Source organism: Amycolatopsis sp. NPDC043887 (assembly GCF_056435665.1).
The window spans coordinates 136,246-155,160 of record NZ_JBWKEB010000010.1 but is presented as its reverse complement, the minus strand read 5'-3'; the positions used below and the strand labels follow the sequence as shown (position 1 = coordinate 155,160).

Here is an 18,915-nt window from a genome sequence, read left to right as displayed (position 1 = left end):
AAAGATCCTTCGTGCCCGGATAATCCCCACTTCAGTCGCCTATGGGGCTATCCGTTTGCGCGTTCTGGAAAGCTGGGGGTCGTGCGTGTGACGCTGCTGGGCCCGGTCGGAGCGGAGGCCGGTGACGGCACCCCGGTCGACATCGGCGGTGCCCGCCTCCGCATGCTCCTGGCCAGGCTCGCGCTGGACCCCGGCCGCGCGGTCCCGGCGGCGGCCCTCGTCGACGGTCTCTGGGGCGCGGAACCGCCCGCCGACGCGGCGAACGCCCTGCAGTCACTGGTCTCGCGGTTGCGCAAGGTCCTGCGTGCCGAAGACGTCGCCCTCGACTCCGGCCCCGGTGGTTACCGCCTCGACGTCGCTCGCGAGGACGTCGACGTCTTCCGCTTCGAACGGCTGGCGGCCGAGGGCCGCGCGGAACTGGCGGCCGGACGGGACGCCGGTGCGGCCGCCATTCTCGACGAAGCGCTCGGCCTCTGGCGTGGTCAGGCCCTGTCCGACGTGCTCGATGCCCCGTTCGCGCAGGCGCCGGCGACCCGGCTGGAGGACCTGCGCCTGGAAGCCGCCGAAGATCGTTTCGAGGCGGAGATCCGGCTGGGCGGGCACGACCGCGTGCTCGCGGATCTCAAGGAGGCCGCCACGCGGCACCCGTTGCGCGAACGGCTTGCCGGGCTGTGGATCCGGGCACTGTGCGCGGCCGATCGCCAGTCCGACGCCCTCGCCGTCTACGAGGAGGTCCGGGCGGCGCTGGCCGATCAGCTCGGCGTCGACCCGTCGGCCGAACTCCGGGAGATCCATCTCGCCGCGTTGCGCGGTGAGCTCGGCCCGCCGCCCGCGGCCACCGATCATCTCCCGGTCCGGCTCACCAGTTTCGTCGGCCGTGACGACGAGTTGAAGCTGGTCGCCGAGCTTCTCGCGGGTGCGCGGCTGGTGACGCTCGTCGGGCCGGGCGGCGCCGGGAAGACGCGGCTGGCCACCGAGGTCGCGACGCGGCATCCGGCGCACGCACGCGGACGCGTCTGGTTCGTGCCGCTCGCCGGCGTTCGCGACCCGGGTGACCTGCCCGGCGCGGTCTTCGCCGCGCTGGAGCTGTGGGATCTCGGTCTTTCGCACGGCGGCGATCCGATGCGCCGCCCGGTGGACGCGCTGGCCAGGGCCGTGGAGACGCTCGGCGCCGGTGAATCGGTGTTGGTGCTGGACAACTGCGAGCATCTGGTCGACGCGGCCGCGGAGCTGGCGAACACCCTGTTGCGCCGCGTGCCGGCTCTGCGCATCCTCGCGACGAGCCGTGAGGCGCTGGCCATCGACGGCGAGACGCTGTGCCCGCTCGGCCCGCTTTCCGTCCCGGAAGGCACGCCGACCGTTTCCCAGGCGGCCGAGGCGGGCGCGATCCGGCTGTTCGTCGACCGGGCGGTGGCCGTGCGCCCGGACTTCGTGCTCGACGAGTCCACTGTGGACGAGGTCGCGCAGATCTGCCGCAGGCTGGACGGGATGCCGCTGGCGCTGGAACTGGCCGCCGCGCGGCTGCGGTCGATGACCGTCGGGCAGATTTCGCGGCGGCTCGACGACCGGTTCCGCCTGCTGACCTCCGGCAGCCGGACCGCGTTGCCGAGGCAGCGCACGCTGCGGGCCGTCGTCGAGTGGAGCTGGGACCTGCTCGACGACGCCGAACGCGTGCTCGCCAGGCGGCTTTCGGTCTTCGGGGCAGGCACCGAGGTCGAAGCGGTCGAAAGCGTCTGCGCCGGTGACGGCCTGCCCGCCGAAGACGCCCTGTACGTCCTCGGCTCGCTTGTCGAGAAGTCCATTGTGGACGCCATCGCCGGAGACCACGGCGAGCCGCGGTACCGCATGCTGGAGACCATCCGGGCGTACGCCGCGGAACGGCTCGACGAAGCCCAAGAGCGAGAGCAGCTCACGAAGGCCTATCACCGCTATTACGCCCAGCTCGTCGAACGGCTGGAGCCGATGCTGCGGACGGCGGATCAGCTCGTCGCCATCTCACGGTACGACGCGGAGCACGGCAACATCGTGACGGCGCTCCGGCAAGCCATCGACGCCGGCGACGCGGAAATGGCGACTCGGCTGTTCGGCGGCACCTTCTGGTACTGGATGGTCAAGGGGGACAGCGACCGGGGCGAGGCCTTCGTCGACGAAGTGCTCACCTTCGGAGAACGCCTGGAGGACGACTTCGCGGCCGCGTTCCGGGCGATGCGTGCGATCACCGGCATGGTGCCGGGCGTCGGCGATCCCGAGGCCGTGCGGGAACTCATCGACGACTGTGTGCGGACGAACGCGCACACCCGGTTCGCCGGGCTGGCGATCGGCCTGCCCATGCTGGCCTTCTTCAGCCAGAACAAGGAACTGGCGCACCGTGAGGTCGAGCGGGCGCTGGCGAGCCCGGATCCGTGGGCCAGGTCGGCGGGGTCGTGGGCGCAGAGTTTCCTTCTCGTCGACGACGGAGACCCCGAGGGCGCGGACAGGGCCAGGGACAAGGCGTACGAAGGGTTCACGGCCGTGGGCGACCGCTGGGGCACCGCGATGGCCGTGGGCATGAAGGCGAGCGACATCTCGATGTCGGGTGATCACGAGGCCGCGATCACGCTGTACCGGCGAGGTCTCGCCCTCGCGCTCGAGCTGGGATCGCAGGACGATGTGATCCAGCAGCGCTGGCGGCTCGCGACGGAGTACGCGCGGGCCGGGGACCTCGAGACGGCGATGCGCGAGATGCGCGACGCGGAGCGCTACGCGATCGACACGGGCAACGACCAGCTCGCGGTGATGGTGCTGGTGGGCAAGGCCGATCTGCTCAGTCGCGCCGGACGGATCGACGAGGCGCGCGCGGTCGGCGCCCGGTTCCGGGAGCGGATGGCGACGGTGCCGATGCCGGGCCTCTTCGGCGACGAATTCGGCGGGTACATCGACACCGAGATCGCGCTGGCCGCCGGAGAGCCGGCCGAGGCCGCGCGCGGTGCCGCGATCGTCGTGAAATCCACCGCGGAACGCGGCGACATGGCCGACCTGGGCCGGATCGTGGAGGTCTGCGGCCTGATCCGGTTCCGGCAGGGGAAGCCCGAGACGGCCGTCCGGCTGCTCGGCGCGGCGAAGCTGCTGCGCGGCAGGCTGGACCTCGGGGAACCCGGTATCCGGCAGCTCATCGACGACCTTCGCGAGCATTTCGGCGAGGAGCGTTACGAAGAGCTCCTCGTCCAGGACGCCGGTCTGTCGCGTCCGGACCTGGTCGCCTGGATCTGTCAGGAAACGAGCGCGTGAAGAAGGGCTCCTCGCCCGGCAGAGGCGAGGAGCCCTTCACGCGCGTTCCCCCTGACCCCCGTCAGACGCGCTTCCGGTAAGCCCACGTGGCGAGCGGGAAGAAGACCGCCAGCGCGGCCGCCATCCAGATCAGCGCCCCGGTCAGCGGCCCGGCGACCGGCCCGCCGTTCATCAGCCCGCGCAGGACGTCGGACATCTGCGTCACCGGGCTGATGTCGGCCCAGGCCTTCAGCCAGCCGGGCATGGTGTTCGTCTGCACGAACACGTTGCTGCCGAAGGTCAGCGGCATCAGCACCACGAACATCAGGCCCTGCACCGCGCCCGGGCTCTTCACCAGCATCCCGACGAACACCGACGCCCAGCAGAACGCCAGCGCGAACGCGATGACGAGCACGATCGCCAGCGCGAACTCGGCGGGCCCGGTCTGGATCCGGTAGCCCATGATCGTCGCGACGACCATCAGCACGACCAGGCACACCAGGTACCGCACGATGTCGGCCAGTACGGCGCCGATCAGCGGCGCGGACCGCGCGATCGGCATGGCCCGGAACCGGTCGAACACGCCCTTGGTGACGTCGGTGTTCAGCTGGACGCCGACGGTCATGCTGGCCTGCAGGATGTTGAACACCATGATGCCGGGCACGATCATCTGGAGGTAGCCCTCGGTGCTGCCCATGATCGCGCCACCGAACAGGTAGACGAACATGACCAGGAAGATGATCGGCGCGAGCGTGACGTCGGCCAGCTGCTCCGGGTTCTTGCGGATCTTCAGTACGCCGCGCCAGGCAAGGGAAAGCCCGTGCCGCACGCTGCTCGACGGGGAAACGCGCCGTGGTGGCGCGGGTACCGCGATGGTCGTCATACCAGGCTCCCTTCCGGAGTCGTGTCCTTTGTGGACTCGTCGGTCTTCTTGCCGGTGAGCGCGAGGAACACCTCGTCGAGGCTCGGCAGCCGCAGCGCCAGCTCGTCCGCGGTGATCCCGGCCTCGTCCAGTTTGCGGACCAAAGTGGACAGCAGGACCGGGTCGGCGACGGGCGCGGTGAGCAGCCCGGTGTCGTCGTCCCGGTGCGGCCGGGCGCCGGTGAGCCCGGCCAGGATGCGCTCGACGGCGTCGAGGTCGGCGAGCGCGGACGGCCGCACCTGCAACGTCTGGCCGCCGGTCCGGCGCTTGAGCTCGTCGGCCCGGCCGTTCGCCACGACGTGCCCGTGGTCGAACACGGTGATCGTGTCGGCCAGCTGGTCGGCCTCCTCCAGGTACTGCGTGGTGAGCAGCACCGTCGTGCCGTCGGCGACCAGCGTCCGGACCACGGCCCAGACCTCGTTGCGGGCGTGCGGGTCGAGCCCGGTGGTCGGCTCGTCCAGGTACAGCACCTTGGGACGGCCGACCAGGCTCGCGGCGAGGTCGAGCCGCCGCCGCATCCCGCCCGAGTAGGTCTTGATCGCGCGGCCCGCGGCGTCGGTCAGCTCGAACCGCTCCAGCAGTTCGGCCGCGCGCTTCTTCGCGTCCGCCCTCGAGAACTCCAGGAGCCTGCCGATCAGGACGAGGTTCTCCGTACCGGAAAGGTCCTCGTCGACCGACGCGTACTGCCCGGTCAGCCCGATCATGCTCCGGACCGCCATCGGGTTCTTGACGACGTCGTACCCGAAGACACTCGCGTGGCCGCGGTCCGGCCGGATCAAGGTGGCCAGGATCCGGACGGCGGTCGTCTTCCCCGCGCCGTTCGGCCCCAGCACCCCGACCACCTTGCCCGCGGGGACCTCCAGATCGACCCCGTCGAGCGCCTTCGTCTCCCCATAGTGTTTGACCAGGCCCTCGGCCCTGATCGCGTGAGTCATCGCTTTCCTCCTGTGGATCTCGCCCCGCGGACAAAGGTGCACCCGGCGCCTGGCAGACCGCGCACAGCGCGCTGGCAGCAGCTGACAGGACCTGATAAGGGCTGGTAGACGCGGTGTGAGGAGGTTGTGAAGGTGTTGTGGAGACGGCCGCCACGACGTCCTTGATCGGCATACTCGACGGCATGGTGATCGAAGAACGCGTGGTGCCCCACGGTGCCGGGCGGAAGCTGGTCAGCGGGCTGCTCGTCGCGGCGGTCGTGCCGTTCGCGGTGCTGACGGCGTTGCGGCTGGTGGGCTACGACGGCAACACGTACACGATCGCGGCGCTCGCGCTCACGCCGTACGCCGGGATCGCGACGCTGGTGCTCGGTGTCCTCGCGCTGGGGCTCCGCCGCTGGTGGACCGGGGTGGTCGCGCTGGTGCTGACCTGCACGATCGGCTCTCTGGTGCTTCCGCGAGCGTTCGCGAACGAGCAGAAGGCGCTCGACGGGAAGCACGTGCGCGTGCTGGCGTCGAACATGCTCGGCGGACAGGCCGATCCGGACCGGATCGTCGGCTACGTGAAGGAGCACCGGGTCGACGTCCTGAGCCTGACCGAGATGACGCCCGAGGCGATCGCCGGGCTCGAACGGGCCGGGTTGTTCCAGGTCCTGCCCTACCACGTGCTGCACCCGGCCGAGTGGGCGTCGGGTTCCGGGCTGGTGTCGCGGTATCCGCTCACGCCGCTGAGGCTGAGCGGTGATTCGGACTACAAGCAGCCCAGCGCGAGCGTGGACCTCGGCGACGGCGTCCGGATCGAGGTCGTCGCGGTCCATCCGGCGGCGCCGATGTGGGACCGGCACGCGTGGGTCGACGAGGCCAAGGACCTGCCCTACGCCGACGCCGAGCACGACATCCGGATCCTGGCGGGCGACTTCAACGCCGGCCTGGACCACGCGCTCTTTCGTGAGCTGCTGACCAGGGGATACGTGGACGCGGCCGATCAGCTGGGGAAGGCGTTGGAGGGGACCTGGACGAACGGGCTGGTGCCGCCGGTGCCGATCGACCACGTGCTGGCGGACAAGCGGACGGCCATCGCGGACTTCAAGGTGCTGGAAACGCCGGGCAGCGATCACGACGCCGTCTACGCGGAGGTCGTGCTGCCCGGAAAGTGACCTTCCGCTGGCAGGCTTCCCGCTCATGAAGAAGCTCTGGGGAGTGCTCGCGCTTTCGCTGGTCGCGGCGTGCGTCCCGGGGCAGTTGCCGCCGGCCGAGGCGAAGAGCGCGCTGGGCTTCGCCGCCCGGCCCGGTGAGGCACGGTCCGTCGGCCTCCAGGACCCGGTCGCCGAAGTCCAGCGGCTGTTCCGGCCGGGGCCCGGCAGGACCGGGGTCGCGCTGGCCCGCGCGGGCGGGAACGTGATCGGCATCGGCTTCCGGGAGCTCCCCGGTGAGAGCCGGTCGGAACCGATCGCGTGGGTGTCCGGGGACGAAGGTCGCAGCGTGCGGGAGATCGTGTTGCCGCAAGACAGGCCGGGGCATTGGGCGCCGACGGCGATCGCGGCCGACGGCGATCGGGTGCTCGTGGCCGGTGCCCTCGGCGGCGACGTACGGGTGTGGGCCTCCGGCGACGCGGGCGCGACCTGGACGGTGTCGCCGGTTCACGTGCGGGGAAGCGACCTCTGGCTTTCCACGGTGCTCCGGACGGGCGGGAAATGGCTGCTGGCCGGGGGTTCCGCGGCCGGGGCGCTGGTCGTGGCCGGCGAGCCCGGCGCCTGGGAGATCGTTTCCCTCGGGGATGGCCGGATCCTCGGCGGGACGGTCGACAAGGCGGGCGAAGCGGTGTTGTTCGGCGACCGCGTGGAGTGGAACCGGGCCCAGACCTCGAACCGGTCGTGCCTGGTGGTGTGGGTCGCGGAGGGAGGCTGGCAGCGGGGTGAGCTCGGCTGCCCCGCCGACCGGCTCATCGCCGCGGTGACCCTCGACGACGGGCGGGTGATGCTGAAGGGCGGCCGAGACCTGTGGATCCGCCCTAGCTGAGCAGGGCGTCCAGTGCCTTGAGCGTTTCGAGGCCGTTGCTCGCCAGGGAAACCCCGCGGCCGTGCCGGACCTGTGGCTCGCGCGGGTTGATCCGGACCAGCGCGCCGGTCGCGGCGCTGGCCAGCTCCGAGTACCGCCGCACCGTCGGCACGGCCTGTCCGGCGCCCAGTTCCACCACCACCAGGTCGCGATGCGCGCGACGCCACGCGTTCAGCTCGTCGAGCTGGGCCTGGCTGCGCTGACCGAGCCAGTCGTAGTCGCCGAACATCAGGATGTTGGGCCGGGCGAGGCCGCCACAGCGCGGACAGGACGGCAGTGGTTCGAGCGCGCGCATGCTGTCTTCGCCGACCGGCACCGCGACGTCGTCCGCGGGCCAGATCTCCTTGGTGCACCTGGCGAGGCACTGCAGATGGTGGATGGACCCGTGCGCCTCGGCGACGTGGGGGTAGCCCGCCTTCTGGAACTGTCCGTCCACATTGGACGTGAACGCGCGCGTGCCGCCCGGTTTGCGCGCTCCCCAGGACCGCAGGAGACGGAACCCGTCGTGCGGGACGGTAGCGCGGTACAGCGCGAGCCGGTGCCCGTAGAAACCCCAGGCCAGCTCGGGGTCTTCGGCGAAATGCCGCGGGTCGGCGAGCTCGACGAAGCTGATGCCCAGCCGTTCGTACGGCGGATACGCCTTCCAGAAACCTTCGTCGCCCCGGAAATCGGGCAGGCCGGAGTCGACACCCATCCCGGCACCGGCGCAGACGAGCAGCGCGCCGGCGCCGTCGATCAGTTCCGCGGCTCGTTCGAGCTCACTCACCCGGCTTCGAAGCCTGGACGACCTCGAATTCCAGCAGGTTCGCGCCGGTGGAAACCGGCTTCGCGCGCTCACCCGCGTGCGCCTCACGCGCTGGGCCGGACGCCCACGCCTGATACGCCTCTTCGGACTCCCACTTGGTGTAGACGAAGTAGCGCGACTCGCCGGAGACCGGGCGGAGCAGCTCGAAGCCGAGGAAGCCGGGCTGGTTGTCGACGGCGTGCAGCCGCGCGGCGAACCGCTTCTCCAGCTCGGGGCCTGCGCCTTCGGGGACCTCGATCGCGTTGATCTTCACGACAGCCATGCCGCCAGCCTACGACGAAACTCTTTTGCGCCGCGATGTGATGCGTGGGACCTTCCCAAGGTGGCCGACACCAAGATCCTCATCTCCGGGGCGAGCGTCGCCGGGCCGGCGCTGGCCTTCTGGCTCGCCCGGTACGGCTTCCAGGTGACCGTCGTGGAGCGCGCGCCTTCGCTGCGCCCCGGCGGCCAGGCCGTCGACCTGCGCGGAACGGCCAAGGAGGTCGCGCGCCGGATGGACCTGGACGAACGTATCCGCGCCGCCTGCACGGACACGAAGGGCGAGACGCTCGTCGACCGAAAGAACCGCACGAAGGCCACGATCCGCGCCGACGACTTCGACGGTGACGGCGTCGTCGCCGAGATCGAGATCCTCCGCGGCGACCTGACCGAAGTGCTCTACGAGGCGACCAAGGAGACGACGGAGTACGTCTTCGGTGACCGGATCACCGCGCTGGACGAGCGGGCCGACGGTGTCGACGTCACCTTCGCCGTCGGTGCCCGGCGGACGTACGACATGGTCATCGGGGCGGACGGGCTGCATTCGGGAGTGCGGGCGCTGGCCTTCGGCGAAGAGTCCCGGTTCGTCCGGCATCTGGGCTCTTACCTGGCGTTCTTCACCGTGCCGAATCGGCTGGGCCTGCGGAACTGGGCCGTCGGCTACGACGACGTCGGCCGGTCCGCCGGGATCCGCGGCATCCGCGACGGTGACGAGGCGATGGCCTACTTCGGGTTCGCCTCGGAGAAGATCGACTACGACTATCGCGACGTCGAGGCGCAGAAGGCGCTGGTGCGCGAGCTCGCGGCGGGGATGGAGTGGGAGGCGCCCTGGCTGCTGGACCGGATGGACGAGGCGTCCGACTTCTACTTCGATTCGTGCGCCCAGGTGATCATGGAGTCCTGGTCGCGCGGCCGCGTCGGGCTGCTGGGTGACGCCGCTTTCTGTCCCTCGCCGCTTTCCGGGCAGGGCACGAGCCTGGCGTTCGTCGGCGCGTACGTCCTCGCCGGAGAGCTCGCCGCCGGTCTCGATACCGGGCTCAAGCGCTACGAGGCGGTCATGCGCGAGTTCGTCGAGAAGACGCAGGAGATGGGCCGGGAGAACGCGGAGTCGATCTTCGCGAAGTCGCGTACCGCGCTGCGGATGCACTACGTGATGATGCGGGTGATGCGGCTCAAGCCGTTCGCCGCGCTGGCTTCGCGGAAGATGCGGGATGTGGTGAACGGCATCGACCTGCCGGACTACCCCGGCGCCTGACCGCATTTAGAGGACTAAATGCGGGGTGGTGGCCTCGCGGTAGGTAGCCTGGCGCGCTTTTGACCGTCCATAAGGGACGCCGGCCCGGTGACGGTGTCCTCTTTGCGCGGGGGTCGTGAGTGGTAATGAGCGTTCTAACCCTCATTACCACTCACGACCCCCGCACCGAACTGCGTATACAGGCATCAATCAGGCATTTCGCCGCCCGAATGGGTCCTTACGGACACTCAATGCGAGGTCGGCTCGCCGTGAAGGCCTCCTTCACTACCTTGAGGGTAGGGAAGGGGCCCTTCACGGACAGCCGCGTTGGCCTGGCACTCTGCATTCAGAGGACTAAATGCGGGAGTTGGGTGCCCACACAAGACCGCATTCAGAGGACTAAATGCGGGAGTTTCAGCCTCGCAGGGTGCCCGGCAGCAGCTCGGCGTCCGGCGGGATCGTCGTGCCGTGGAACCAAGCGTCGAAGAACGGCCGCAGGTTCTGCTCCGAAAGCCTGATCGTGAACGCCTCGAAATCCGCCCAGGAGGCGTTGGCGTTCCGGTACGCGGCAGGCCATTCCTTCAGCAGGCGCCCGAACGCTCCTTCGCCGATCTTCCGCCGCAGCGCGTGGATGGCCAGGATCCCCTTGTCGTAGACGCCGTGGAACTCCTGCCCGGCGCCCATGTCGACCAGTTTCGGTGTCCAGAAATCCTGGCTGCCGCGCATGATCTCGAGGGCGGCGCGGTAGCGGTCGTCCAGGTTCTCGTTGTCCCGCGACTCCTGCCACAGCCATTGCGCGTACGACGCGAGGCATTCGTTGAGGCAGATGTCGGACCACGATCTCAGGGTCACCGAATCGCCGAACCACTGATGCGCGGTTTCGTGCACCACGGTGATCAGGTCGGCCCATTTCGCGTAGGTCGGCCTGGTCTGGGTCTCCAGCGAGAAATGGATGTCCTCGTCGAGATAGATGCCGCCCGCCGCGTCCACCGGGTACGGCCCGAACTTCGAGCTCAGGAAAGCGATGATCTCCGGCAGCCGCCTGCCGGTGTCGCGCCGGTCCTCGGCGCCCGGCGCGTACGCGTTGACCACCGGGGTCCCGTCCGGAAGCGCCATCCGGTCGACGGTGAACTTGTCGATCGCCACCGTGGTCAGATAGGACGCCACGGGCGTGCGCTCCTGCCAGGACGCCGTGGTCCAGCCGTTCGTCGAGGACTTCTGGATCTCGCGCCCGTTCGAGATGACGGTCCAGCCGTCCGGCACACGCGCGGTGAGGGTGAACATCGCCTTGTCGCGCGGGGTCTCGTTGACGGGATACCAGAACGACGCCGAATGCGGCTCGCCGACGATGAACGCGCCGCCGTCCTTCGACTTCTGCCAGCCGTTCTCGCTGCCGCCCGCCTTGGGCGTCGCCGACGGGTCGCCGCCGTAGACCACCTTCGTGCGGAAGGCGGTCCCGTTCCGGATCGGTTCGGCGGGCGTCACCACCAGTTCGAATTCGCCCTCGCGCGCGAACTTCGCCGGTTTCCCGTCCACTTCGACGGATTGCACGGTCAGGCCGCGTAAGTCCAAGTTGTATCGATCGAGGTCCTGTGTCGCGTTCGCGATCACCGTGGTGTCGCCGTCGAGACGCCCTTTCGCGGGGTCGTACGTGATACCCACCTGGTATTCGGTCGCGTCGTAACCACCGTTCCCGTCCATCGGGTAGTACGGGTCGCCCGCGCCGGAAGCGCCAGGAGCCGGGTTCATCGGCGGCGGCGGGGGCGCGGCCGGAGGCGGATCGGCGGTGCAGCCGATAATCAGGGCGCAGACGGCCCCCAGTACCAGACCGGCGGCGGGGACACGGCTGCGCATGGAGGGGAGCTTAGTGGTGATCCAGCGCGACGGGTTGGTCACTTTCGGCGGTGACGGGCCGCCGATCGTCCTTCTGCACGGGCTGATGGGCAGGGCGACGACGTGGTGGCGGGTCGCGCGAAGGCTCCAGCCGTACGGGCGTGTCCACGGCCTCGACGCGCGAGGTCACGGACGCGGACCGCGTGGCGGGCCCTGGCGCACCGAGCGGTTCGCCGACGACGTCGCCGCGGTGCTGCGGACCTTCGACGAACCCGCGGTCCTGATCGGACATTCGATGGGCGGCCTGCACGCGTGGGTCACCGCGGCCACCCATCCCGAGCTCGTCCGCGCCGTGGTCTGCGAGGACTTCGCGCCGGACCAGCGCGGCCGGACCGTGGACACCTGGCGCGGGTACTTCGAATCGTGGCCGGTCCCGTTCCGCTCACTGGCCCACGTTCGCGAGTTCTTCGGCGACACCGGCGACTACTTCATCGAATGCGTCGAGGAGCGCGAAGACGGCTACCACCTGATCGCGTCCCTCCCGGACCTGTACGAGATCGCGGCCGAATGGGGCAGGCGTGACTTCTGGGAGTTCGTCGAACGCGTGAAATGCCCGTTGCTCGCGATCGAAGGCGAACGCACCGCGATGCCGCACGGCCAGCAGGCCGAGCTGGCCGCACGCGTGCCCGGCGGCCTCGGACGGCACATCGTCGTCCAAGGCGCCGGGCACGTGGTGCACGACGAAGCACCGGAGACCTACCTCGGTGCCGTCGAAGCTTTTCTCTCCGACGTCCTCGGTCAGCCCTTCGCGAGCTGAGCGTCGATCCAGGCGCGCAGCCGTGCTTCGCCCGGGTAGCCGATGTTCCGCGAGGACGGCAGCTCGGCGGCGTTCCGGACACCGACCAGCGTCGGGAGGTAGCGGATGTTGTACCGGCTGGACAGGTCCCGGCTCTGGTCGACGTCGACCTCGCCCAGGAGGAACCGGCCGCCGTATTCACCGGCGAGCCGTTCGATCACGGGCTTCATCTGGCGGCACGGCGGGCACCAGGTGGCGCCGAAGTCCATGATGACCAGCTTCTGCCGCGAGATGTTCATGACCTCGGCGTAGTTGGCCGAAGTCACCGTCATCACGTTCTCGGCCGTCGGCGCGGCCGAAGCCACGCCGCTGCCGAAGCCGGTGATGAGCGCCAGCACACCGGCCAGCACGCAGACGAACCGTTTGCACTTGGACAAGACGATCTCCTTTCAGGACGAAGACCAGGTCGGCAACCCGTTCGCGACCCAGTCTTCGATGCCTTCGCGGTATTTGCGGACGTTCGTGTACCCGAGCTCCAGCAGCCGCCGCCCGACGAATTCACTGTTGCGGCACGGCGTGTTCGCGCAATAGACGACGATCGCGGCGGCCTTGTCCGGAAGCACCATCGGTGCCAGGCGGTCGGTGAATTCGGCGGCCCGTTCGTACGGGAAACCCGGAATGTTGCGTGCTTCCGGAAGATGTTCCTTCGCGAAATAGGCGACCGGCATCGTGTCCACCACGACCACCGATCCGGACTCCATCCGGGAGAGCAGTTCCGTACGGGTGATCAACGGCAGCATGGTGCCCCTTCTTTCGGCGACCGTGATTGACGATTCCCATCGTCGGGCGCCTCGTGGGACACGCTCTAGTGCCGCCTCGGCATGCCGAAGGGTTATCCGGCGGCCGGCCTGCCGTGGCGGTGCAACCAGGCTCGGTACGGCGCCGTCCGCCCGGCGAGCCGCCAATATCCGGCCCTCGCCGAAGCGGCGAGTTCCGGGACGCCGGGCGCGCACCGGCCGTCCTCCCGCCAGGCCAGCACATGCCGCACGCACATCGGCGCGCCCACGAGCGGCCGGATGGCCAGCCCGTCCGCCGACGGCCGGGTCGGCTGGATCAGCCCGACGCCGTATCCGCCGCTGACCAGATCCTCGCGCGTGGTGTCGAGGTCGGCGTCGTGGGTGATCCGGGGGTCGAAACCGTGCGCGAGACACATTTCGCGGAACACCACCCGGCAGCCGTCGCCGCCACTCGACACGATCCAGTCCTCCCCGGCCAGCTCGGCGAGCTCGATCTCCTCTTCGGCGGCGAGCGGGTGTTCCGCGGGGACCGCCACGAACGACGGCTCCTCCACCAGGGTCAGGGTCCGCACTTCCGGCGGCACCGGGAGGCCGCGCCCGCCGCAGATCATGATCAGCGCGAGGTCGATGCCCCGGTTCGCGACCTGCGCGAGCAGCCGCGTGCGCGAGGTGTCCGCGCGTGTGCGGAACGGCTCGCCCGGGCGCAGGTCGCGCAGTCCGCCGAGCAGCGAACCCGTGATGGCGCTGTCGTTCCAGCCGATCCTGATCGATTCGCCCGTCTCCGGTTCCTGACGGTGGAAGTCGTGCTCCAGTTCGTCGAAGGTGAGCACGATCGCCCGCGCCCGCCGCAGGATCAGGGCGCCGAGTTCGGTGGGCCGCACCCCGTGCTGGTCGCGGTGGAACAACGGGCCGCCGACCATCCGCTCGATCCGGCGCAGCTGGTGGCTGAGCGCGGGCTGGCCGAGTCCCAGTCCGGCCGCGGCACGGTTGAGGCTGCCGGAGGCGGCTATCTCACAGATCACGCGAAGATGCCGAACCTGAATCTCCATGACTTCGTATACCGCGACCCGTTCGCGCCCGGCACCTCCGAAAGTCGAGACACCCGATTTCTCATAACCCGGTGACAACATTCGGTGGCAATACCCGTGCCATCCGGCCGTGGCTACGTTCGGTCGACGCCCCGCATATCACGCGAATCAGGAGCCGTCTTGCCGCGACCACTGCCGCTCACGGAGCATTGCGCTGATCCGCTGGCGCGAGCCGAACACGTTTGCCTGGGTGTCAGCCCGTTCAACAGCCATTTCACCGTGGACCGTATCGCCGATCTCGCCCGCTGGGCCATGTCGGCCTTTCACGGTTTCCATTTCTTCGTCCCCGACGGCCCGTCCGCGTTCACCCTCGAAGCGCTCGGCTACGACCCGGTCCGCGCCGCGCAGAAGGCGCAGCGGCAAGGAAATTACACGCGGAACAAGATCGTCCGCGCGCTGGAGCGGGTCTGTTCGCCGGATCCACGCACCTTGATCCTGGATTCCGCGGCGCTCGAAGCCGACAGCGCGTACCTCGCCCTGCTTTCCGAGGCACACCACCGGTTCGCCACCGATCCGGAGTTCGCCGAGCAGTGCCTCGGCGCCACGGGCTGGGTGCTGGACCGGCGGCTGCCCGAGGGCGAACATCCCACGCGCGACCAGTTGCGCAGCGCGGTCCGGTACTTCCTCGCCGAGTTGCCGATGTTCGTCGGCACCGTCGCGGTGGCCGGGGTCGAAAGCTCCGTGTTCGCCTATCATCAGCGGGTCGCCTTCCTCGAACGGCTCTACCGCGGCGAACTCTCGTGGCGGCCGCTGCCCGGCCAAGGTTTCGTCGTCCTCGAACAAGCCGTCCCGGAACGAGTGGAGTGACCGTGGAACACGACGACTTCTCCCTTCGCCGGGTGCCCGCCGACCGCCGCTACTCCTGGATTTCCGTCGCGTTGCAGCGGTTCGGTCAGGTGTCCTCGTTCCACCAGTTCCTGCTCGGCGCGGTGCTCGGCTTCGGCATGACGTTCTGGGAAGCGGTACTGGCCATCACGATCGGTTCGGTATTGCTGGAGGTCATCACCATCCTGATGGGCATCGCCGGCACCCGCGAGGGGCTTTCGACGTCGGTGCTCGCGCGCTGGACCGGATTCGGCACCGGCGGGTCCTCGCTGGTCGGTCTCCTGATGACCTTGAGCCTGGCAGGCTGGTTCGGGGTGCAGAACGACGTGTTCGCCCACGGCCTCCACGCCCTGATGGGCGGCCCGCCGGTGTGGGTGTGGGCGCTCGCGGGCGGCGCGCTGGTCACCGCGATCGTCGTGTTCGGCTTCCACGCGATGGCCTGGACGGCGTATCTGACCGTGCCCGCTTTCCTCGCGCTGGCGGGGTTTTCGATCATCTCGGCGCTCGGCGACCATTCCCTGCCGGCACTGATGGCCGAGCCGCCGCCGGGACCGTCGATGTCGCTGGCACAGGGCACCACGCTGGTGGCGGGCGCGTTCATCATGGGCGCGATCATGACGCCGGACATGACCCGGTTCAACCGGACCGCGTCCGACGTGGTGAAGCAGACCCTGGTCAGCGTCACCCTCGGCCAGTACCTCATCGGCCTGATCGGGGTCCTGCTCGCGCACGCGGCGAAAAGCGCCGACGTGGTCGGGATCATCACCTCGTCGTCCGGTGTGCTCGGCACGCTGATCCTGGTCACCGCGATCCTGAAGATCAACGACTGGAACCTGTATTCGTCCTCGCTCGGGCTGGTGAACACCGTGCAGGTGCTGCTGTCCCGGCGGCTGGATCGCACCACCGCGACCCTGCTGCTCGGCGGTCTCGGCACGGTGCTCTCCGCGATCGGCGTCCTCGACCACTTCACCACCTTCCTGACCTGGGTCGGCGTGCTCACGCCACCGGTGGCCGGGGTGGTGATCGCCGAGTACTACGTGGTCCGGCGCTGGAAACCGGAGCTGGACGCCACCCGCGCGTCCGGGGAGCTGCCGTCCACCTGCCCGTCCTGGGTTCCTTCCGCGCTGATCTGCTGGGCGGCCGGAGCGGCGGTGGGGGCCTGGCTGCCGTGGGGAATCCCCACCGTGAACTCCGTTCTTGGTGCTTTTCTCCTGTATATTCTTCTCGGCAGACGGACCGCGGCCGCGGTGTCCTCCACGGCCATGACTTCTTCCGGCGGGTCGAAAACCCGTTCGTGACAAAGGAGTTCGACGTCGTACAGCTGGATGTCCACCACCTGCGGGTGATCAGGGCGATCGCGGACACGGGAAGCCTTTCCCGGGCCGCGATCGCTCTCGGTGTCACCCAGCCCGCGGTTTCCGCGCAACTCAAACGGCTGGAGAACATGCTGGGCTACCGGTTGTTCGACCGGTGCGAGGGCGGTGTGACCCCGACGCCGATGGGCGAACTGCTCTTGCGCCGCACCGCCGCTTTGTTGCCACAGCTGGACAAACTGCTCGAAGACATCGAGCAGCGCGGCTGCCCCAGCGGCCCGCCCGACGTGGTCCGGGTGGTGGCGGTGGCCAGCGCGCTGGTGGCGCATCTGCCCTCACTGGTGACGGGATTGTGGCCCGAGGTCTCCGAAGTGCAGGTCGTGCACGACGACCACCCCGAACGGCTGCTGCCACTGCTGGCCCAGCGGCGCGCGGAATTGGGGCTGGTCAAGGACTATCCGGGATACGAGCTCGAACTCCCCGCGAACGTGGACACCGCGGTGGTGGTGACCGAGCCGACCTTCGTCCTGCTGCCGGAGTTCCATCCGCTGGCGCGCGAGAAGGTCGTCGACCTGCGCGACCTGCGGGACGAATCGTGGGTGATGGTGTCCGATTCGTCGGCGGCCACGTTCACCAAGTACTTCGCCGACACCTGCGCGCGGCACGGTTTCAGCCCGTCGTTCACCCATCAGGTGACTTCGCAGCAGGTGGCGCTGTTGGTGGTCAAGGCGGGCGCGGTCGGGCTGTCGCAACCGATCTGCGATCCGGGGAACCACGGCATCGTGCCCCGGCCGCTGCGCGGGGATGTGTTGCCGCGCAGGCACATTCTCGCGTGGAACAAGGAGACCTTCGTGGCGGGGCGGCGGGAGGAGCTGATCTCCGCCGTGGTCGAAGCGTACTGGGCCGAAGCGAGGATGGCACCCGTCTACGCCGAGTACCTGGACTCGTGAGTGGTAAGGACGGCTTAGGTACGTACTGCCGGTGCGCGGACGGCGGTTTCGCGTGATTGGACGGACGACACGCGTGTTCAGGCGGACGACTCGCGGCGGAACCCGGCCGCGGTCGTGTCGTCCATCCAGTCACGCGTGTCGTCCGGTCAATCACGCGAACTCGCCGCATCGGTACGGAGACTCACGAGTCTTGACGTCAGGTGCCAGTGTCATCGCCCGCCCGGAATCCACGGAGGTACCAAAGACGCGGACGGTTCGTACGAGGCCCTACGTCCCGGGAAAGAGGAGTTCGTCCGGCGGCCGCACCGTGCCGTCCAGCCAGGCCTGGTTGAACTCGCCGAGGTCGCGCTGGGTCATCGCGGAGACGTAGAGCTCGAAGTCGTGCCAGTTCTGATTTCCCTGCGGGTTGATCATCGGGAAGCCCGCCATGATCTGGAAGAACGCTTCGTCGCCGATGTGACGGCGCAGCGCGTGCACCATCAGCACCGCCTTGGTCGTCGGCGCGAATTCGGTGCCCTTGCCCGGATCGGTGAGCTTGGGCGCCCAGAAAGCCGGGTCGTCGCGCACCGCGGCCACCATCTCCCGGTAGCGACGGTCCAGGTCGGCACCGTTCTTGGTCTCGTCCCACAACCAGACTGCGTACCGCGCGACGGACTCGGGCATCAGCGCGTCGCGCCACATCTTGCCGCTCACTCCGGCTCCCCACCATTGGTACGCGACGGCGTACACCAGATCGGCGATGGTGGCGGTGCGGCCGTACACCGGCCGGGTCTGCGCTCCGTGCGTGTAGCCGAGGGAGCGGTCGAGGAACAGCCCGCCCGCCGCCGATTGCGGGTAGTCGCCGAACTTCCCGGTGAGGAATTCCAGGACCTCGGGCAGCCGCCCGCCGATCTGCCGCTTGTCCACGGCGCACGGGTGGTAGGCGTTGACCGCCGTCCGTCCACCGGGAAGAGCGATCCGCTCGACCTCCCAGCGCCCGATGCCGAGCATCGCCGTGCTCGGCGCGAGGGCGGTTTCCTCCGACCAGGTGACAGTGTGCCGTCCCGGGCCCGCGGGCACGTCGGAGACCTGGAAACCGTTGCCCAGTACGGAGAACTCGTCTTGGACGGTGACGGAGACCTGCAGCGCCGCCTTGTCGGCTTCGGTGCCGTTGACGGGGAACCAGGTCATCGCCGAACGCGGCTGCCCGGTGGCCACGGCCGAATCGCCGTAAGCGGCGAGCCAGCCGACCCGGCCCCGCGCGGTGGGAATCGGTTCCGGGCGGCCGTCGTAATCGACCACCACGGTGAATGTCCTGCCTTCGGCCACCGGGGTCCGCGGGGTGATCACCAGCTCGTGTTCACCCGCCCGCCGGAACGTGGCGGCCACCCCGTCGACGGTGACCGACCGGACGGTGAGCCCGCGCAGGTCGAGGTCGAACCGGCTCAGGTCCTGAGTCGCCGTCGCGGTGATCGTCGCCCTGCCGCTCAGCAGCATCGAGTACGGCGCGTAACGCAGCGCGAGTGAGTACTTGCCGACGTCGTAACCGCCGTTTCCGTCCTTCGGGTAGTAAGGATCGGGTCCGAGGACGGTCCCGTCGGGCGAGACGTGCACGTATCCGTCGCTGCCGGGTGCCGGCTGGGCCGCCGCCGAAGCCGGGCAGGTGCCGATCATCGTGGTGGCGAGCAACGCGGTGCACAGTGGCTCCTGCCACCGAAGCCGCACGGTCATGAACGAGCCTTCTCTCTCAAGGGGAGGATGTCCGGTCATCGTGCGTACGTGCGCGCCGCGCGCGGCACTGCCAGCCGGTCATGCCGCCGGGTTATCCCCGGCCGATAACCCCTCGGCATACCCGCCAGGGACTATCGCGCGCCGCTAG

General features: G+C 69.2%; 17 protein-coding genes. 8 read left to right on the top strand and 9 right to left on the bottom strand.

Annotated features, from left to right (window positions below; genetic code table 11):
- Positions 1 to 81 precede the first annotated feature (81 nt).
- Positions 82 to 3,267, top strand: coding sequence for an AfsR/SARP family transcriptional regulator (locus AC069H_RS26440; RefSeq protein ID WP_478234158.1), 3,186 nt, complete (start codon positions 82 to 84; stop codon positions 3,265 to 3,267).
- 61 nt (positions 3,268 to 3,328) lie between these two features.
- On the opposite strand, the gene AC069H_RS26435 is transcribed toward AC069H_RS26440, so the two are convergent.
- Both AC069H_RS26435 and AC069H_RS26430 read right to left on the bottom strand, forming a co-directional pair.
- Positions 3,329 to 4,129, bottom strand: a complete 801-nt coding sequence (locus tag AC069H_RS26435; protein ID WP_478229265.1) for an ABC transporter permease — start codon at positions 4,127 to 4,129, stop codon at positions 3,329 to 3,331.
- Positions 4,126 to 5,103, bottom strand: coding sequence for an ATP-binding cassette domain-containing protein (locus AC069H_RS26430; protein ID WP_478234157.1), 978 nt, complete (start codon positions 5,101 to 5,103; stop codon positions 4,126 to 4,128). Before AC069H_RS26430 ends, AC069H_RS26435 begins: the two co-directional genes overlap by 4 nt.
- A 137-nt stretch (positions 5,104 to 5,240) precedes the next feature.
- Between AC069H_RS26430 and AC069H_RS26425 the strand changes: the two genes are divergently transcribed.
- Positions 5,241 to 6,257 (top strand): endonuclease/exonuclease/phosphatase family protein, encoded by a 1,017-nt coding sequence (locus AC069H_RS26425; RefSeq protein ID WP_478234156.1) that lies wholly within the window; start codon positions 5,241 to 5,243, stop codon positions 6,255 to 6,257.
- 25 nt (positions 6,258 to 6,282) lie between these two features.
- Positions 6,283 to 7,119 (top strand): hypothetical protein, encoded by an 837-nt coding sequence (locus tag AC069H_RS26420; protein WP_478229268.1) that lies wholly within the window; start codon positions 6,283 to 6,285, stop codon positions 7,117 to 7,119.
- Here AC069H_RS26420 and AC069H_RS26415 read toward each other — a convergent pair.
- Both AC069H_RS26415 and AC069H_RS26410 read right to left on the bottom strand, forming a co-directional pair.
- The gene (locus tag AC069H_RS26415; RefSeq protein WP_478234155.1) at positions 7,112 to 7,924 is read right to left on the bottom strand and encodes an SIR2 family NAD-dependent protein deacylase; all 813 of its coding nucleotides are present in this window, start codon (positions 7,922 to 7,924) and stop codon (positions 7,112 to 7,114) included. The genes AC069H_RS26420 and AC069H_RS26415 overlap by 8 nt on opposite strands.
- Positions 7,917 to 8,225 carry an antibiotic biosynthesis monooxygenase family protein gene (locus AC069H_RS26410; RefSeq protein ID WP_016337748.1) on the bottom strand — a complete coding sequence of 103 codons (309 nt, stop codon included), beginning with the start codon at positions 8,223 to 8,225 and terminating at the stop codon, positions 7,917 to 7,919. The genes AC069H_RS26415 and AC069H_RS26410 overlap by 8 nt, the downstream gene beginning before the upstream one ends.
- A gap of 60 nt (positions 8,226 to 8,285) precedes the next feature.
- Between AC069H_RS26410 and AC069H_RS26405 the strand changes: the two genes are divergently transcribed.
- A complete protein-coding gene (locus AC069H_RS26405) occupies positions 8,286 to 9,476 on the top strand; it encodes an FAD-dependent monooxygenase (protein WP_478234154.1) in 1,191 nt (396 codons plus the stop codon).
- Positions 9,477 to 9,869: 393 nt separating this feature from the next.
- Here the strand turns inward: AC069H_RS26405 and AC069H_RS26400 are convergent, their stop codons facing one another.
- Complete coding sequence (locus AC069H_RS26400) at positions 9,870 to 11,309, bottom strand: M1 family metallopeptidase (protein ID WP_478234153.1); 1,440 nt, start codon at positions 11,307 to 11,309, stop codon at positions 9,870 to 9,872.
- Here AC069H_RS26400 and AC069H_RS26395 point away from each other — a divergent pair.
- Positions 11,308 to 12,105, top strand: a complete 798-nt coding sequence (locus tag AC069H_RS26395; RefSeq protein ID WP_478234152.1) for an alpha/beta fold hydrolase — start codon at positions 11,308 to 11,310, stop codon at positions 12,103 to 12,105. The two genes, AC069H_RS26400 and AC069H_RS26395, sit on opposite strands and share 2 nt — an antisense overlap.
- Here the strand turns inward: AC069H_RS26395 and AC069H_RS26390 are convergent.
- The 3 genes from AC069H_RS26390 to AC069H_RS26380 form a co-directional block, all read right to left on the bottom strand.
- A complete protein-coding gene (locus AC069H_RS26390; RefSeq protein WP_478234151.1) occupies positions 12,087 to 12,521 on the bottom strand; it encodes a thioredoxin family protein in 435 nt (144 codons plus the stop codon). The genes AC069H_RS26395 and AC069H_RS26390 overlap by 19 nt on opposite strands.
- A 12-nt stretch (positions 12,522 to 12,533) precedes the next feature.
- Positions 12,534 to 12,884 (bottom strand): rhodanese-like domain-containing protein, encoded by a 351-nt coding sequence (locus tag AC069H_RS26385; RefSeq protein ID WP_478229274.1) that lies wholly within the window; start codon positions 12,882 to 12,884, stop codon positions 12,534 to 12,536.
- Between the two features lie 92 nt (positions 12,885 to 12,976).
- A complete protein-coding gene (locus AC069H_RS26380; protein ID WP_478229275.1) occupies positions 12,977 to 13,903 on the bottom strand; it encodes a LysR family transcriptional regulator in 927 nt (308 codons plus the stop codon).
- 186 nt (positions 13,904 to 14,089) lie between these two features.
- Here AC069H_RS26380 and AC069H_RS26375 point away from each other — a divergent pair, with 186 nt between their 5' ends.
- From AC069H_RS26375 to AC069H_RS26365, 3 genes are read left to right on the top strand one after another with little or no spacing between them, the layout of a single operon-like run.
- Positions 14,090 to 14,776, top strand: coding sequence for a tRNA-dependent cyclodipeptide synthase (locus tag AC069H_RS26375; protein ID WP_478234150.1), 687 nt, complete (start codon positions 14,090 to 14,092; stop codon positions 14,774 to 14,776).
- A 2-nt stretch (positions 14,777 to 14,778) separates the two neighbouring features.
- The gene (locus AC069H_RS26370) at positions 14,779 to 16,092 is read left to right on the top strand and encodes a purine-cytosine permease family protein (RefSeq protein WP_478234149.1); all 1,314 of its coding nucleotides are present in this window, start codon (positions 14,779 to 14,781) and stop codon (positions 16,090 to 16,092) included.
- Positions 16,089 to 17,057 (top strand): LysR family transcriptional regulator, encoded by a 969-nt coding sequence (locus tag AC069H_RS26365; protein ID WP_478229278.1) that lies wholly within the window; start codon positions 16,089 to 16,091, stop codon positions 17,055 to 17,057. The genes AC069H_RS26370 and AC069H_RS26365 overlap by 4 nt, the downstream gene beginning before the upstream one ends.
- Positions 17,058 to 17,324: 267 nt before the next feature.
- Here the strand turns inward: AC069H_RS26365 and AC069H_RS26360 are convergent, their stop codons facing one another.
- Positions 17,325 to 18,767 carry a M1 family metallopeptidase gene (locus AC069H_RS26360; RefSeq protein ID WP_478234148.1) on the bottom strand — a complete coding sequence of 481 codons (1,443 nt, stop codon included), beginning with the start codon at positions 18,765 to 18,767 and terminating at the stop codon, positions 17,325 to 17,327.
- Positions 18,768 to 18,915: the final 148 nt, after the last annotated feature.

Bases quoted from the DNA above. Each gene is read 5' to 3' on its own strand.
- AC069H_RS26435 (WP_478229265.1), bottom strand. From the start codon at position 4,129: ATGACGACCATCGCGGTACCCGCGCCACCACGGCGCGTTTCCCCGTCG.
- AC069H_RS26430 (WP_478234157.1), bottom strand. From the start codon at position 5,103: ATGACTCACGCGATCAGGGCCGAGGGCCTGGTCAAACACTATGGGGAG.
- AC069H_RS26420 (WP_478229268.1), top strand. From the start codon at position 6,283: ATGAAGAAGCTCTGGGGAGTGCTCGCGCTTTCGCTGGTCGCGGCGTGC.
- AC069H_RS26410 (WP_016337748.1), bottom strand. From the start codon at position 8,225: ATGGCTGTCGTGAAGATCAACGCGATCGAGGTCCCCGAAGGCGCAGGC.
- AC069H_RS26395 (WP_478234152.1), top strand. From the start codon at position 11,308: ATGGAGGGGAGCTTAGTGGTGATCCAGCGCGACGGGTTGGTCACTTTC.
- AC069H_RS26400 (WP_478234153.1), bottom strand. From the start codon at position 11,309: ATGCGCAGCCGTGTCCCCGCCGCCGGTCTGGTACTGGGGGCCGTCTGC.
- AC069H_RS26385 (WP_478229274.1), bottom strand. From the start codon at position 12,884: ATGCTGCCGTTGATCACCCGTACGGAACTGCTCTCCCGGATGGAGTCC.
- AC069H_RS26360 (WP_478234148.1), bottom strand. From the start codon at position 18,767: ATGACCGTGCGGCTTCGGTGGCAGGAGCCACTGTGCACCGCGTTGCTC.